The sequence below is a fragment of the Mucilaginibacter metallidurans genome (genome assembly GCF_003286435.2).
Lineage (GTDB): Bacteria > Bacteroidota > Bacteroidia > Sphingobacteriales > Sphingobacteriaceae > Mucilaginibacter > Mucilaginibacter gossypii.
The window spans coordinates 6,003,246-6,017,509 of sequence record NZ_CP043449.1; the positions used below are offsets into that span (position 1 = coordinate 6,003,246).

Annotated in this window: 13 protein-coding genes and 1 tRNA gene; 7 read left to right on the forward strand and 7 right to left on the reverse strand. The window is 43.9% G+C overall.

The window, feature by feature from the left end:
• Positions 1-76 precede the first annotated feature (76 nt).
• Positions 77-355: a hypothetical protein gene (locus DIU38_RS25625; protein ID WP_112659076.1), complete on the forward strand. Its 279-nt coding sequence runs from the start codon at positions 77-79 to the stop codon at positions 353-355.
• A gap of 464 nt (positions 356-819) precedes the next feature.
• Here DIU38_RS25625 and DIU38_RS25630 read toward each other — a convergent pair whose 3' ends face one another.
• Both DIU38_RS25630 and DIU38_RS25635 read right to left on the reverse strand, forming a co-directional pair.
• Positions 820-1,365 (reverse strand): transposase, encoded by a 546-nt coding sequence (locus DIU38_RS25630; protein WP_149354043.1) that lies wholly within the window; start codon positions 1,363-1,365, stop codon positions 820-822.
• Positions 1,296-1,811, reverse strand: coding sequence for an IS110 family transposase (locus tag DIU38_RS25635; RefSeq protein ID WP_149354220.1), 516 nt, complete (start codon positions 1,809-1,811; stop codon positions 1,296-1,298). The genes DIU38_RS25630 and DIU38_RS25635 overlap by 70 nt, the downstream gene beginning before the upstream one ends.
• 599 nt (positions 1,812-2,410) lie before the next feature.
• On the opposite strand from DIU38_RS25635, the gene DIU38_RS25640 reads away from it, so the two are divergent.
• Positions 2,411-2,480: transfer RNA gene (locus DIU38_RS25640), tRNA-Glu, on the forward strand.
• 679 nt (positions 2,481-3,159) lie between these two features.
• On the opposite strand, the gene DIU38_RS25645 is transcribed toward DIU38_RS25640, so the two are convergent.
• The 5 genes from DIU38_RS25645 to DIU38_RS25665 form a co-directional block, all read right to left on the reverse strand.
• Entirely contained in the window at positions 3,160-4,269 is a 1,110-nt protein-coding gene (locus DIU38_RS25645) for an XdhC family protein (RefSeq protein WP_112655990.1), read from the reverse strand.
• Positions 4,270-4,323: 54 nt separating this feature from the next.
• Positions 4,324-4,974: a hypothetical protein gene (locus DIU38_RS25650; protein ID WP_112655988.1), complete on the reverse strand. Its 651-nt coding sequence runs from the start codon at positions 4,972-4,974 to the stop codon at positions 4,324-4,326.
• Positions 4,971-5,444 (reverse strand): (2Fe-2S)-binding protein, encoded by a 474-nt coding sequence (locus tag DIU38_RS25655; RefSeq protein WP_112655986.1) that lies wholly within the window; start codon positions 5,442-5,444, stop codon positions 4,971-4,973. The genes DIU38_RS25650 and DIU38_RS25655 overlap by 4 nt, the downstream gene beginning before the upstream one ends.
• A gap of 31 nt (positions 5,445-5,475) precedes the next feature.
• Complete coding sequence (locus DIU38_RS25660; protein ID WP_112655984.1) at positions 5,476-7,737, reverse strand: xanthine dehydrogenase family protein molybdopterin-binding subunit; 2,262 nt, start codon at positions 7,735-7,737, stop codon at positions 5,476-5,478.
• Between the two features lie 78 nt (positions 7,738-7,815).
• The gene (locus DIU38_RS25665; protein WP_112655982.1) at positions 7,816-8,712 is read right to left on the reverse strand and encodes a helix-turn-helix domain-containing protein; all 897 of its coding nucleotides are present in this window, start codon (positions 8,710-8,712) and stop codon (positions 7,816-7,818) included.
• Between the two features lie 200 nt (positions 8,713-8,912).
• On the opposite strand from DIU38_RS25665, the gene DIU38_RS25670 reads away from it, so the two are divergent.
• The 5 genes from DIU38_RS25670 (at position 8,913) to DIU38_RS25690 (ending at position 14,223) form a co-directional block, all read left to right on the forward strand.
• A complete protein-coding gene (locus DIU38_RS25670; protein WP_112655980.1) occupies positions 8,913-10,526 on the forward strand; it encodes a carboxylesterase/lipase family protein in 1,614 nt (537 codons plus the stop codon).
• A gap of 89 nt (positions 10,527-10,615) precedes the next feature.
• Positions 10,616-11,467: an aldo/keto reductase gene (locus DIU38_RS25675; protein ID WP_112655978.1), complete on the forward strand. Its 852-nt coding sequence runs from the start codon at positions 10,616-10,618 to the stop codon at positions 11,465-11,467.
• Between the two features lie 19 nt (positions 11,468-11,486).
• Complete coding sequence (locus DIU38_RS25680) at positions 11,487-12,473, forward strand: aldo/keto reductase (protein ID WP_112655976.1); 987 nt, start codon at positions 11,487-11,489, stop codon at positions 12,471-12,473.
• A 97-nt stretch (positions 12,474-12,570) separates the two neighbouring features.
• Entirely contained in the window at positions 12,571-13,077 is a 507-nt protein-coding gene (locus DIU38_RS25685; RefSeq protein ID WP_112655974.1) for a nuclear transport factor 2 family protein, read from the forward strand.
• An 18-nt stretch (positions 13,078-13,095) separates the two neighbouring features.
• The gene (locus DIU38_RS25690; RefSeq protein WP_112655972.1) at positions 13,096-14,223 is read left to right on the forward strand and encodes an aldo/keto reductase; all 1,128 of its coding nucleotides are present in this window, start codon (positions 13,096-13,098) and stop codon (positions 14,221-14,223) included.
• The last annotated feature ends 41 nt before the right edge of the window (positions 14,224-14,264 follow it).

Genomic DNA, 14,264 nt, shown 5'->3' on the forward strand with positions numbered 1-14,264 from the left:
GTATAGCATTAGCGATAGAACCGCTAAATACCTTAAGTGGCATGTCGGGCGGATCGCCCGAACAACCTTATTACACATGGAAAATGATAACGAAAAAAAAATTGAAGAACTATCAACAAGCGATGTAAGAGACTTGCAATTATCTATGCGATACTTTTTTATCAATTATTCACAAGAAGACCTCAAAGACATAATATGGGAGTTATACCGGGCGTGGGTATTTAATTCAGCAGAGATCGTAGAGGGGGAAGAAATAAAAGATATGTTATTGTTCTATGAAACAATACTTGAATTCATGAAAGACGTAAACGATTATTGCCAATACCTTAGCCGAACGGTATTAAAAAAAGATTAATACTATTGCGTACAAATAGATAAATATATCTCCGCTAATTATCACCCATGCGGTGAGATAGTGGGCTGCATTACACCACACGCTTCGCTCCGGGTTTCATGCCGCCCACTATCTCACCGCCGCACAGCAAAACTGAAATTCGCTATGCTCATAACAGATTTGCTTATGGCCACCCCTTGACTGTTACATTCCTCATTCACCAGTACAGCAAATATAGCCACCGTCGGGATAAAAAGTCAAGGCTATACAAGCGGGCAGTTGTGTTTTGTTTTTTAGCGGCTTGCCCGTATTCTAAGACTTTTCCAAATAATATTTCTTCATCTTAACTCGACAACAAAATTCTCATTTTGGCCGGAACCCGTCAAGGGTACATAAACAGCGCAGCCGCACAAGCCCGCCTTCGCTGCCCTTGACAGAACCCGTCCAAAATAAGGGGAGTTGTTTAAGAGTTAAGATGATAAGCCCTAAGCTGCATATTTCATCAGATCTACATAGCCCGAGCCGCGATTGACAACAGCAAACATTCTGGAAATGATCTTGTTGCGTATAACATTTAGTGTACTCATCTTATTTTTCCCCTCGCTCACTCTTCTTTTATAATAGCTTTTCATCTCTGGATTATATGCGCAAGCACATATAGCCACCATGTGGATTAATTTTTTTAGTTGCTTGTTGGATAAACTACTGACTCGTGTTCTTCCTTTTATACTCGTGCCAGATTGGTGTTCAAAAGGAGCAGTTCCCACATAGCAGGCGAACTTTCGCCAGGTAGCAAAACGGGTAAAGTTGTGCGTATAAGCAATCATATTTGCGGCCAGTACAGGTCCTACACACTTAATACTGGTCAGTAATTGATAGTTTAATTTAACTGCTTCATCACTTTCTATAACCGCCTTTATTTGTTCTTCAATCTTTTTAACTTGAACCGTTAGGTTCATTATCAGGCTTTTATAAACTTGAAATATCCCTTGTGCTCTTTTCCTTCCAATGCCTTTTTCTGTTCTTTCCATGTGGCTTCATACCCTCCACGATCACATACCAAGCGATTTCGTAATGTAAGCAGCGACTGAAGTTTGAGAATACTTTTAGCTGGTAATAGAGTTGCCTGAATGGTTTCGCGGTGTAGCCAAGCATATTCAGCGATTCTTTGTGCATCGATCTGGTCATTCTTTCCTCTTCTGATCCCTATAGATTGTTTAATCTGAAGCGCAGGAAGCATGGCGAATGGGATTCCAATATCATTTAGATAAGTGGCAAGTTTAATTGAATACATACCGGTATGCTCGAAGCATATGATCATCTCCGCCGGTTCCGATTGTTTACTATGCTTTTTTACCCAACTTAAAAATAAAGCAAATCCTTTTTCCTCGTTACTGAATGTTTTGGAGGCACCGATTCCGTGCAGGTGGACATCAATAGTAAGCTTTGATACATCGATGCGATAAATACTTTGTATTTCATACTAAATAAATTAATGTGATGTACTCAGACTAAAACCTTTATAAGACCTGGTGTCTAAAATTCTAACTTGTCATTGACATCGACTTGTGACTCGAAACAGGGACTAATACGGGCCATAGGTCTTTAGCCTGGGCCTTGACTTGGTTCACCCTATTCTTTGTCAGCAAGATACTTTCAATAATAATCACAAAGCAAATCTAAAGGGCCTTGACTTTTTACCCGGCTCTCGCTTTTGGTTGCTTACATGGTGAAAATGGAATGGTGTGTTCATCTCCTTTTCATTGGATAATAAAAAGGGAGTTTTTAAGCATTTAATTGTAAATAAAATTGGTGAATTTTGCTATATATTTTGTATCTTTATGGTGTAAGATTTGTATTAATCTGCATCAAAAAATTGGTTAGTAATTCGGTGCGTAGTACATCGATAATCATATAAAGTATTGTAAGTCAATGGGTTTTAATCATGTTCGATTCCCCTACGGGCTACCACAAGACACGAAACCTCAAATCGAAAGATCTGGGTTTTTTAATACGTTATCAATCCAGCGCTTTCCGGGATTGTGTAATGCAAGTTACAGGAAACAAAATAAAAAAGGCCCGTTCGTCTAGGGTTAGGACAGGAGATTTTCATTCTTCAAACAGGGGTTCGATTCCCTACGGGCTACTTAAAACAATATCGAAAGATGCTAAAAGCCTGCAAATCAAGTGATTGCAGGTTTTTTTTTGTTTGTATCAAAATACCATTTTATGCACCAAATTGCAACAGAAAAGACGCAAATTCGGTGCGTACCTAAATGGAAGAATGCCACGCACCGAATTTCTCATAATTAATTAACTATCAAGATGTTCAATCATTAAACATCTTGATAATAGCAGGCTACAAACTTACTTTTGTTTCACTTTTAAGCTTGTAATTATGAAAAGTAATTTCCACCTGCTTTTTTACCTGAGAAAGCAAAAAAACTACAAAGGCGGCCCTATGTAACGGTTATCAATTAAATTATATACATTTTTACCTACTTTAGTATATGAGATTACCTGATGATTCATCTTCTATAATACTGCACACGGACAATTGATCGGCGCGTTAAAAACTCCGGCATAAATAGCCTCCATGCATTCAAGCCACTCAGGATTCATAATAATAATATACACCATATAATATTGAATCCCTTCAGTACTCTGTCAGCAACGCTATCTAAAACATTTCTTGCCGGATGCTCATTTCAATTTAAAGCACGTTCAATAGCAGGCTCGATCAAAGTTCTTACTTTGTACAGAAGATTTAGCTTAGGGAAAGCCTAAAAGGCCTGATGCCCAACAGCAAGTAAATCAACCCCACGCTATGCACTATGAATAACTGAATTTTTGTATTTTAATGGCTGCCCGTTCCTGTCAGAAAAAAAGGCTTTGATCTCAGCCACTATAGCTAAGGCAATTTCCTCAGAAGTTTCTGAACCGATGTCCAACCCTATCGGACCGTAGATCGCCTCCAGGTCCCTTTCAGTTATGAAAATCCCTGCATCCGCCAGTTCACTCAGCATCCGTTCCAATTTTTTCTTCGGGCCTAAAACGCCGATATATAATGGATGCAATGGTAAAATATTTTGAAGAAAAGCTAATTCATAGTTGTAGTTGTGCGTCATCAAAACAAATGCAGTCCATTCGTTAAATTCTACGCTTTCTAAAACTTTTTCCGGCTTAGCAACGATGATCTTATTTACTAAAGGGAAACGATCTGAAGTAGCATAATTCGGCCGACCATCTACAATGCTGGTATTCCAACCTAAAATAGCTGCCATTTTCGTTAATGGTATCGCATCGTTCCCTGCTCCAAGGATGACAAGGGAAATTAACGGCTTAACGCACTCAATGAAGGCCGTATAACCCCGGTAACCACTTACGATTGACTGCTGACGCACTAAAGCGTCCTCTACATCCGCCAACAATTCATTTTTATAAGGAATAGATTCAAAACCGTTTGAAATCATTTGCCGATCCGAAAAAAACAAAATGGAACCTGGTTGCGGAGCTTTCCGGTTTTCGGTAGAGAACAAAGTAACTAACACTGAATATCCTGTAGAATTGATAGCAGCCTTAAGCAAAGCAATAGGGTTGGCATGACCATCCCTTATTGGCTCTATCAGGATATGGATAATGCCATTACAGCCCAGACCGACACCAAGTTTGGCTTCATCATCATCCATTGTGTCATAGGTAACCAACATCGGTTGCTGTTGCATAATCACCATCCGGGCTTTTCGCAAAGCATCTCCTTCCAGGCAACCGCCGCTTATAGCACCGGTCAATTGTCCATCTTCGGTGATCAGCATCCTTGCACCGGCTCTGCGGTAAGCAGAACCTTCCACGAGCACCACGGTAGCCAAAGCCGTTTTCTTATTTTCCTTAACAGCTCTTTCGTACGCAGCAACAATATCTATAAGTTCTTTCATGCCTTACACCAAATCGATATAATTCAATTAAATGATTAACCCTTCTGATATATCTTATTTAGCGGGCGCGTATGCGCCTGTATTTAACCATGTCAGCCAGGCTTTTTTGAAAGCAGCATGGCTCATTGGCGGCAATGTACGGCCTTCGCCTGGGTTCCAGCCTGCAAGCACCAGGCCGTCGTCCGCATGAGCAATCAATTTTTTCAAATCCTTGTGGCCATTCTGTTTCGGGTCGATCAATTGTTGAGCCAGTTGCCTCGGACTCCTCCCCTGGAAAACCATTCGCATGTTGGCAGGCGGTAAATGCCAGTTAGGGTTACCGGGCGGTGTATGTAAACCAGCTGTATTGGTAGGCTGATGACAATTGGCGCATTTCATGGCGTAAACACCTTTTCCATCAATACCACGTTGTGGCAACATCGTGTGCAAATGGTTATCATCTCCCTGCAACGGGACGTTGCCCGATGGATGACAATTCATACAGCGTGCACTCATTAAAACGGTGTATACCTGCTGGAAGGCTTTTACAGAAGCAACACTGTCCTTTTTGACTGATGGCAATAACGTTTCTTCTGCGACTTTTAAACCTTTGTCATTATTCATTGTAAATGCCGTTATGCCTATCACGCCGCACAACAGGCCTATCACGATCATTAACCGGAAATTACTGCTGTAATTCCGCCGGTTTGATATCCGTGTGTTCATGAGTTACCACTTCCTTTCCTTTGCAATTCAGAAGCTAAATGAATAGCCTCACGAATACGCAGATAAGTGCCGCACCGGCAAATATTGCCAGCCATAGCATCATTGATATCCTGATCTGTGGGATTCTTGTTTTCTTTAAGCAGCACGGCGGCCGACATGATCTGCCCCGCCTGGCAATAACCGCATTGTGAAACATCCAGCTCCAGCCATGCTTTTTGCAATGGATGGTCGTTCTTTTCAGACAAGCCTTCTATTGTTACTACCTTTTTGCCTACAGCGCGGCTGAGCTTGGTGACACATGAACGTACCGCTTCACCATTCAAATGTACTACGCAGGCACCACACTGCGCTACCCCGCAGCCGAACTTGGTTCCAACGAGGCCCACATGATCACGAAGTACCCAAAGCAAAGGCGTTTCCAGGTCTGCATCAATATGGTATGTCTTCTTGTTAATATTTAGTGCAATCATAACATGATAATTACGGTTAAAAATCTATTAATCAAACTGTCGGGATTACCGGTTGAGGCGAGGTGAAGGGCTGTTGGTAATAGCGTTTCCCGGTTGCCTTGTACAGCGCGCCGGCCACCGCGCCAAAAACAGGAGGAAATGGCGGCTCACCCAAACCTGTTGGATCGATATCATTTTGAACGAAGTGGACATCTACGCTTTTAGGTGCTTCATGCATACGAATGATCCGATAGGAATGAAAATTATTTTGCGCAACCACACCATCCTTATGCGTTAATCCTCCATAAAGGGAATTGCCGATCCCGTCTATCACCGCCCCCTGCACCATGTTGGTTGCGGCATCCGGATTGATTACAATACCACAGTCGATGGCGCTGGTTACCCTTTCTACGTAGGGCTGTCCGTCCCTAATGGTAATATCTACCACATGAGCCGCGTAAGAGTTATGGCAAAAATAGGCGGCAACGCCACGGCTGTATTTTTTATGCTCCGCACCGTTCCATCCCGATTTTTCTTTAACCAATTTCAATACCCCCGCATAGCGGTCGGCATCATACTCGTTGTTTTTGCCGACAGGGTTCTCTTTTGCCCTCTTTAACAGTTCCAATCTCATCTCAATGGGATCTTTGCCCATTACTTCTGCCAACTCATCCAGGAATGACTGTTCTGCCGCTGCATTAAAATTAGATCTTGGTGCCCGGAAAGCACCTATCGTAATATTGGAAGGAATTTCCCAGCCTTCGGCCAGGTAATGGTCAACGGCTCCTGCCGGAAACCGGTTCGCAGCAATTGCATGCTCCGGTATACCACCGCCTTTGACATGAAAAGCGATCAGGTTCTTATGCTCGTCTAAAGCGGCGCGGTAAGTAGCGGTATACATCGGGCGGTAAATACCATAAGTCGTATCATCTTCCCGGCTGTAGATCAGTTTAACCGGAGCTTTCGCTTGCCTGGAAATCAGGGCTGCTTCGATCAAATAATGTCCGTATGCCCGGCGACCAAACCCTCCGCCCATCCGCGTCATTTGTATCTCGATCTTATCGGCCGGGAGTTTTAACACTTTTGCCAGTGTGGGCTGCGTCCACCCTGGTGCTTGCAAAGGGCCTACCAATAGTGCTTTTTCATCGGTAACATGGGCAAAGAAATTCATCGGCTCCATGCAGTTATGTGCCAGGAAGGGTGCGTTGTAAGTCCGTTCAAGGATTTGGGCCGCATTTTTAAAAGCTGTTTCCGGATCACCGTCTTTCCTCAATTGCTGGGCAGGTTTGCTGGCGTACTCACGCATTTTCTCCATTTGCTTCTCGGTACTTTCAAGCTCTCCCGGATAAATAACTTCTCGCTTTCCGCCGCCCCGGCCCTGCATGGTATTGGTAACGTCGCCGGCAGGTTCCCATTCAACAACGAGTTTTTTACGGGCCTGCATCACTTCCCAGGTCGTTTTGCCAACCACCGCAAGAATTACGTTAAAAGTGCGTGTATCGAAACCGCCCTGTTCAAAGCCGTCCTCATATAATTTAATGGTGAAAACATCTTTAATGCCCGGCATTTTTAATGTCTGCGACGCATCAAAAGATTTGAGTTTTAAACCAAAAGCAGGCGGATGTACCGGCATGGCGATCAGCATACCCTCGTGTTTATAATCCAGGCCAAAAAGCGGTTTCCCGGATACGATCTTGGCACCTTCCACATTCTTTTGCGAATGTCTTACGATGTTAAAGTCTTTTACGTTTTTAGGATTTACATCTTTAGGTACAGGGATGCCTGACGCCTTAGCGGCAAAATCACCATAAACGCCTTTCCTGCCACTTTTGGTGTGATAGACTTCACCGGCTTTGGTTGTTATTTCTTCGACAGGAACCGCCCAACTCAGGGCCGCGGCCTGCATCAGCATATGCCTTGCAGCGGCCCCCGCCTGCCGTAAAGGCTTCCAGTACATCCGCATGGAATTACTTCCACCGGTAAACTGCGGGCCAAGTTTAGTATTATCATGCGGGCCCATTTCAACGATCACTTTCTTCCAGTCTACGTCCAGCTCCTCGGCTACCACCATCGGCAGAGATGTCATCACGTTTTGCCCGAACTCAGGATTAGGGCAAATAATTTTAATGATATTATCTGAAGTGATCTTGATGTAGCCGGTCAGTTCATTCCATTCCGGGGCTACCGAATCAATACCTCGTTCCGCGAGCAAGGACTTGGCAAGGCCACTAAAGTGGAGCAATAAGCCACCACCAGCGATGGCAGAGGCTTTGAGAAAAGTGCGCCTGGTAAAATCAGTGTTTGTTTTTTCCATGATAGTTGAAATTAGGTGTTGCTGATTGGTTCAAATAACAGGGGCAGTTATTTATATCATAAGTTGATCCAATTATTACTAATTCATTGACCGGTATTCATTTGGTGTATGTCCTACCCGCTTTTTAAATACGCGTGCAAAGTGCTGCGGATACTTAAATCCCAGTTCTCCGGCGATCTGATTAATGGTTTTGTTACCGTCAAAAATCTTTTCTTTGGCCACATCGATCAGTTTTGACTGGATATATTCCTGAGCCGTTTTACCGGTCTCTTTTTTTACCAGGTCGCCAAAATAATTAGACGATAAATTCAATTGTTCTGCGCACCAGGTAACCGAGGGCAAGCCTAAAATCTCCGGCTTATCTGATTCAAAATATTCGTTCAGCAGGTTTTCAAAACGTTCCAGCAAACCCTGGTGTACATTGTCTCGGGTTATAAACTGGCGGTCATAAAAACGTACGCTATAATCCAGGAACAATTCGATATTGGCGACGATCAGCCGCTTACTGTGCTTATCTACGCCACGCTCCAGTTCGTAATCTATTTTGGAAAAGCAATCCAGAACCAGGTTTCTTTCCCGCTCAGAAAGGTGAAGCGCTTCATTAGATTGGTAACCAAAAAACGTATATTCCTGGATACGTTTGCCCAGGGATGTACCATGTATAAGGTCAGCATGAAATGCCAGGGCATGGCCTTTAGGCTGATAAATATCATCATTGTCATTAGAGCCTGCTACCTGACCCGGTGCAAGAAATACTAAAGTACCTTCCTGGTAGTCATAGGTATCGCGGCCATACACGAGGTCACCGCATTTTACATCTTTTAAGAAAACGATGTAAAAGCCGAAATACATTTTGGATAAACTTCTCGGATCAGCTTTGGATAGGTCAACCACCGTTACCAATGGATGTTTCGTCTCATTATTATTAAAGACGTTATAATCGTAAATTGATTCAAAGCGTCGCATCTTTTCCATAGCTATTTCTTTATATCCGAATTTACGGTAATTATTAACGTACTGATGCTCAATTACTCGAAATCAGTAATAATGGTAGAAACATCCGTAATATGTATCATATCAACACGGATAAAAGGTTACAATTTTGTATAGGTTCAGTCTGGAGAACCGGCGTTTGTCTTCCTACGAAACACTTTTAAATTGTAAAACCGATCACCATGAATAAAATTTTATCAGGGCTTATTTTCCTGTTCGCCCTTTCTGCCCAGGCGCAAAATAATACAAGTCCAACATCCGGGCCTTTGGTGCATGTTGCCTCGGGTACGTTAAAAGGTATAACAGAAGGAAACGTTTCCAGTTTTAAAGGCATTCCTTTTGCAGCTGCCCCTGTCGGCCCTTTGCGCTGGCGTGCCCCGCAGCCATTTCCAGCCTGGCAAGGCGAACGCGATGCCACTAAATATGGAGCAGACTGCGCACAAATGGGCTGGCCGCGTAACGGCACGGAGATCTCAAAAACATCTTCTGAAGATTGTCTTTTTCTAAATGTGTGGAAACCGGCAAATGCTAAAGTTGGTGCCCATCTTCCTGTAATGGTCTGGATACATGGCGGTGGCTTTGTTGCAGGCAGCGGAAATCAGGGCGATTTTAACGGCACATCATTTACTGACAAAGGTGTGTTGCTGGTAACTGTCAATTACCGCTTAGGGCGGCTTGGTTTCTTTGCCTTTCCTGCGTTAAGTAAAGAGCATCCCGAGGAAGCCAAAGGCAATTACGCTTATATGGATCAGATCGCAGCACTTAAATGGATTAACAAAAACATTGCTGTATTCGGTGGTGATCCTAAAAATGTTACCATATTCGGAGAGTCTGCCGGAGGGGTATCGGTTCAATCGCTTTTAACTATACCAAGTGCGAGGGGTTTGTTTCAAAAGGCAATTGTGGAATCAGGCGGTGGCCGCGACGGTGTATTAACCGGCCGCCCCATTAATAAGGAAAATGCCGACACTTACTATCCTGTGTCAGCGGAAACCATCGGAATTAACTTTGCGAAAAAGCATGCCATCCAGGGAACGGATGCCGCCGCATTGGAAAAACTCCGCTCATTAAGCGTCTCAGAGATCGTTGATGGCGGGCAGGAAACTGATGGTCAGGGTGGCGCACCCATATATTCGGGCCCTATACTTGACGGGAAATTAGTTACCGAAACAGCTCAAAGCGCCTATAATGGTGGCCGTGCACCAAAAATCCCGTTAATGATCGGTTCTAATAGTGCGGAGGTTCCTGCCGGGTTCGTTAACGCCAGATCAAAAGATTCCTTGCTTAATTTATTCGGCAATATGAAAGACGAAGCCAAAGCTGTTTACGATCCCGACGGGGCAACAGAATTTCCAAAAATGCTTTCGTTCGTCAATACAGATAAAGTATGGGCAGAGCCGGCAAGATTTACCGCCAGGGCCATTACCGCTAAAGGCGCGCCGGCATACATTTACCTGTTCGCCTATGTGTCGCCTTCCATGCAACAGTGGATGCGCTATGGTGCGGGACACGCATCGGAGATCGCATACGCATTTGATAACCTGGTTAGCAGGAACGGTGCGACTATAGCGCCCAAAGACAAAGAGGTTGCCAAGGTCATGAATACCTACTGGACAAATTTTGCTAAAACAGGGAACCCCAATGGTGAAGATCTTCCAAAATGGCCGGTTTATAACCCAATACGGAATGAGTTAATTGAATTTCAATCAGATGGTACGGCTATGGGCAAGCCTGATCCAAAAAAGGCAAGGTTAGACGTGATCGAAAAAGCTGTTACATCGGGCAATCTGCATTAATCAGTAATAATGGTAGATATCCCCGTAATCTATATCCTGTTTTTATAAAAACGAGGTATGACCTTTGTACAATTGAATAAAAACTAAAAATGGAAACAGTAAAATTAAATAACGGCGTTGAAATGCCGATCCTGGGATTTGGCGTATTCCAGGTAACAGATCTGGACGAATGTGAAAGAAGCGTAGTAGATGCAATTGAAACCGGTTATCGCCTAATTGATACTGCACAGTCCTATATGAACGAAGAAGCGGTTGGTAAAGCAATCAAACGCAGCGGTGTTGCAAGGGAGGAATTATTTATTACAACCAAACTTTGGATACAATCAAACGGCTACGAAGGAACAAAAAAGGCTTTTGAAACATCCCTGAAAAAATTACAACTGGATTACCTGGATTTATATTTGATCCATCAGCCGTACGGAGATGTGTATGGCGAGTGGCGGGCATTGGAGGAATTGTATAAAGAGGGCAAAGTCCGGGCTATTGGGGTCAGTAATTTTCAGCCGGACAGATTAATAGACCTGATCATCCATAACGAAATCGTACCGGCTGTCAACCAGGTTGAAACGCACCCCTTTCACCAACAGATTGACACCCAACAATTCATGATCGACAATAACGTGCAAATCGAGAGCTGGGGCCCGTTTGCAGAAGGCAAAAACGATATTTTCAAGAATGAACTCTTGAAGGGTATCGGTGAAAAATACGATAAGTCTATTGCCCAGGTGATCCTTCGTTGGCTTACCCAAAGAGGCGTTGTTGCTATTCCGAAATCGGTTAAAAAAGAACGCATGGCCGAAAATCTGAACAGTTTGGATTTTAGGCTGACATCTGATGAAATGGAACAGATAAAAACGCTTGATACTAACGCCAGCCTGTTCTTTGATCATCGTGATCCTAAAATGGTAAAATGGCTTGGTGAACGTGAATTGAAAGATTAGATATTAAACCAAATACCAAATGAAAACAAGAAAATTAGGTAACAGCGGGTTAGAAGTTTCAGCCCTTGGATTTGGCTGTATGGGTTTAAGTTTCGGCTACGGTCCCGCTACGGATCATAAAGAAGCTGTCAAATTATTACATGCTGCGGTAGAACGCGGTGTAACCTTTTTTGATACAGCCGAAGCTTACGGGCCATTTAAGAATGAAGAATTGTTAGGCGAAGCCTTAGCACCACATCGCGACCAATTGGTCATTGCAACTAAATTCGGTTTTAAAGAAGGCAAGCCCGGTTTGGGTACTGACAGCCGGCCTGAGCGTATCCGTGAAGTAACGGAGGCTGCTTTAAAGCGATTGCGAACGGATCATATTGACCTGCTGTACCAGCATCGTGTTGACCCCAACATCCCAATGGAAGATGTGGCTGGAACCGTAAAGGATTTGATCACTGAAGGTAAAGTAAAGTATTTCGGCCTTTCTGAGGCTGGCGTTGATTCCATTCGTCTGGCACATGCGGTACAGCCCGTCACTGCTTTGCAAAGTGAATATTCATTATGGTGGAGGGAACCTGAAGAAGAAATCCTGCCGCTTCTTGAAGAACTTGGCATTGGCTTCGTACCGTTCAGTCCCTTGGGTAAAGGTTTTTTAACAGGTACGATCAATGATAGAACATCCTTTGATAAAACAGATTTTCGCAATACAGTACCTCGTTTTTCGGAAGAAAACCGAAAGGCAAACCAGGCCCTGGTTGATAAGCTCACACAAATTGCCAATGATAAAAATGCCACCCCGGCTCAAATCGCTTTAGCTTGGCTGTTGGCACAGAAATCATGGATCGTTCCAATTCCGGGGACAACTAAGCTTCACCGTTTGGAAGAAAACCTTGGAGGCGCGGATATAACACTCACAGATAGCGACCTGAATGTGATCAAAGCTGCATTGAATGACATCGAGGTTCAAGGCCATCGTTACTCAGCTGATGCGCAAAAACTATTGGGACGCAAATAATAGAAAGAAGGATGAATACCTGCTTCACCCATCTTTTATTTAAATGGAACCGAAACACAATAATTAACACCAATTGACAAACCAAAAAATGAGACACATGAAAAAATTAATCTTTGCTTTAATCTTGCTAACCTCAGGAATACAACTATGCCAGGCACAGGCCAATCTGCCAAGCGTGGCCAAAACCCCGACAAAGGAAGAACAGGAATTACTCGACCTTTCTAAAACCAAATGGACGTGGATGGCCGATAAAAAGGTTGATGCCCTGAAAGATCTGTTTACCGAAAAATGTGTTTTTGTACATATGGGAGGGAGCTGGGGCAAAGACCAGGAATTGAATACCATTAAAGGTGGTTTCATCTGGTATAAAAAAGCGGAGGTTTACGGGGCATCGGTAAATATTTTCGGTAATACAGCTATACTTTTAAATGACATCGACTTGCTGGCAGTAGTTGGCGGCAATGAAGTAGTTCATGCTTTTATGGTCACAGAGGTTTATCTCAAAGAGGACGGTAAATGGAAAATGGGCTCACTTACGTTCTCCACGTTGATCAGGCCCGTTAAAATGGCCGGCGCACCCGCTACGCCACCACAACAACATTAACATTTATCTCAACAAACTATGAACCGTCGTAACCTTTTAAAATCAGGTCTGGCCATTGCCGGTGGCTCTTTGCTGGCCTCAAATGCCGTTGCCGGTACCATCGTTTCCGAAGCGGTTGCGCCAATCGCTGCCCCCGGTAAGCGCAAACTTGGTGGTAAACTGGAGGTGTCAAATATAGGACTCGGCGTACAGAACATGAGCCGGACCTATCAAACCACCATACCATCGAGGCCTCAGATGATTGACATCATTCGAAAAGCTTATGATAATGGCATAACCTTATTTGATACGGCAGAAGCTTACGGGCCTTTTGAATGCGAAAAGATCCTGGGTGAAGCTGTTGCCTCGTTCCGGAACAAGATCGTCATCGAAACTAAGTTTGGCTGGGATATTGACCCGGAAACCGGCCGGATGCGCGGTGGCTTAAACAGCAAACCTGAACATATTAAAACGGCTATTGAGGGAATGCTGAAACGGTTACGGACTGACCATATTGACCTGGTATATCAGCACCGGGTTGATCCTAATGTGCCTATCGAAGATGTAGCGGGCACACTTAAAGATCTTATTCAACAAGGAAAAATTTTGCATTATGGGCTTTCAGAACCAGGTCCCGAAACAGTAAGGCGGGCACACGCCGTCCATCCGGTTACGGCGATTCAAAATGAATATTCGCTGCTATGGCGCGGTCCTGAACAAACAATTATCCCCCTTTGTCAGGAACTGGGTATTGGCTTTGTTTGCTGGAGCCCGCTTGGCGTCGGTTTTTTAACCGGTGCTATTGATGGAAATACGGGTTTTGCACCTGGTGATATCCGTGGCATGGAAACCCGTTTTTCAAGAGAGAATATCGGTAAGAATATGCCGCTTGTGGAATTGCTTAAGAAATGGGCGATGCAAAAAAATGCCACTCCCGGCCAGGTATCACTGGCATGGCTTTCGGCGCAAAAGCCATGGATCGTGCCGATCCCCGGAACAACTCAAATGGCACACATGCTCGAAAACGTGGGTGCCGCGCAAATTCATTTCAGTAATGCGGAGCTAACCCAGTTTAATACAGAATTGGCAGCAATTAAAGTGGAAGGTGAGCGGCTGCCGCCATTTGTACTCGCGTTATCGGGCGTAGAAGCGGTTGCAAAAAAATAAATTGATGTTTATGAAAAAGGTCATTGTTTACTGTCTTCTTA

Excerpts from the sequence above, each read along its gene's own strand:
- DIU38_RS25625 (WP_112659076.1), top strand. The coding sequence starts at position 77 with ATGGAAAATGATAACGAAAAAAAAATTGAAGAACTATCAACAAGCGAT.
- DIU38_RS25630 (WP_149354043.1), bottom strand. The coding sequence starts at position 1,365 with ATGGAAAGAACAGAAAAAGGCATTGGAAGGAAAAGAGCACAAGGGATA.
- DIU38_RS25645 (WP_112655990.1), bottom strand. The coding sequence starts at position 4,269 with ATGAAAGAACTTATAGATATTGTTGCTGCGTACGAAAGAGCTGTTAAG.
- DIU38_RS25650 (WP_112655988.1), bottom strand. The coding sequence starts at position 4,974 with ATGAACACACGGATATCAAACCGGCGGAATTACAGCAGTAATTTCCGG.
- DIU38_RS25655 (WP_112655986.1), bottom strand. The coding sequence starts at position 5,444 with ATGATTGCACTAAATATTAACAAGAAGACATACCATATTGATGCAGAC.
- DIU38_RS25660 (WP_112655984.1), bottom strand. The coding sequence starts at position 7,737 with ATGGAAAAAACAAACACTGATTTTACCAGGCGCACTTTTCTCAAAGCC.
- DIU38_RS25665 (WP_112655982.1), bottom strand. The coding sequence starts at position 8,712 with ATGGAAAAGATGCGACGCTTTGAATCAATTTACGATTATAACGTCTTT.
- DIU38_RS25670 (WP_112655980.1), top strand. The coding sequence starts at position 8,913 with ATGAATAAAATTTTATCAGGGCTTATTTTCCTGTTCGCCCTTTCTGCC.
- DIU38_RS25675 (WP_112655978.1), top strand. The coding sequence starts at position 10,616 with ATGGAAACAGTAAAATTAAATAACGGCGTTGAAATGCCGATCCTGGGA.
- DIU38_RS25680 (WP_112655976.1), top strand. The coding sequence starts at position 11,487 with ATGAAAACAAGAAAATTAGGTAACAGCGGGTTAGAAGTTTCAGCCCTT.
- DIU38_RS25685 (WP_112655974.1), top strand. The coding sequence starts at position 12,571 with ATGAAAAAATTAATCTTTGCTTTAATCTTGCTAACCTCAGGAATACAA.
- DIU38_RS25690 (WP_112655972.1), top strand. The coding sequence starts at position 13,096 with ATGAACCGTCGTAACCTTTTAAAATCAGGTCTGGCCATTGCCGGTGGC.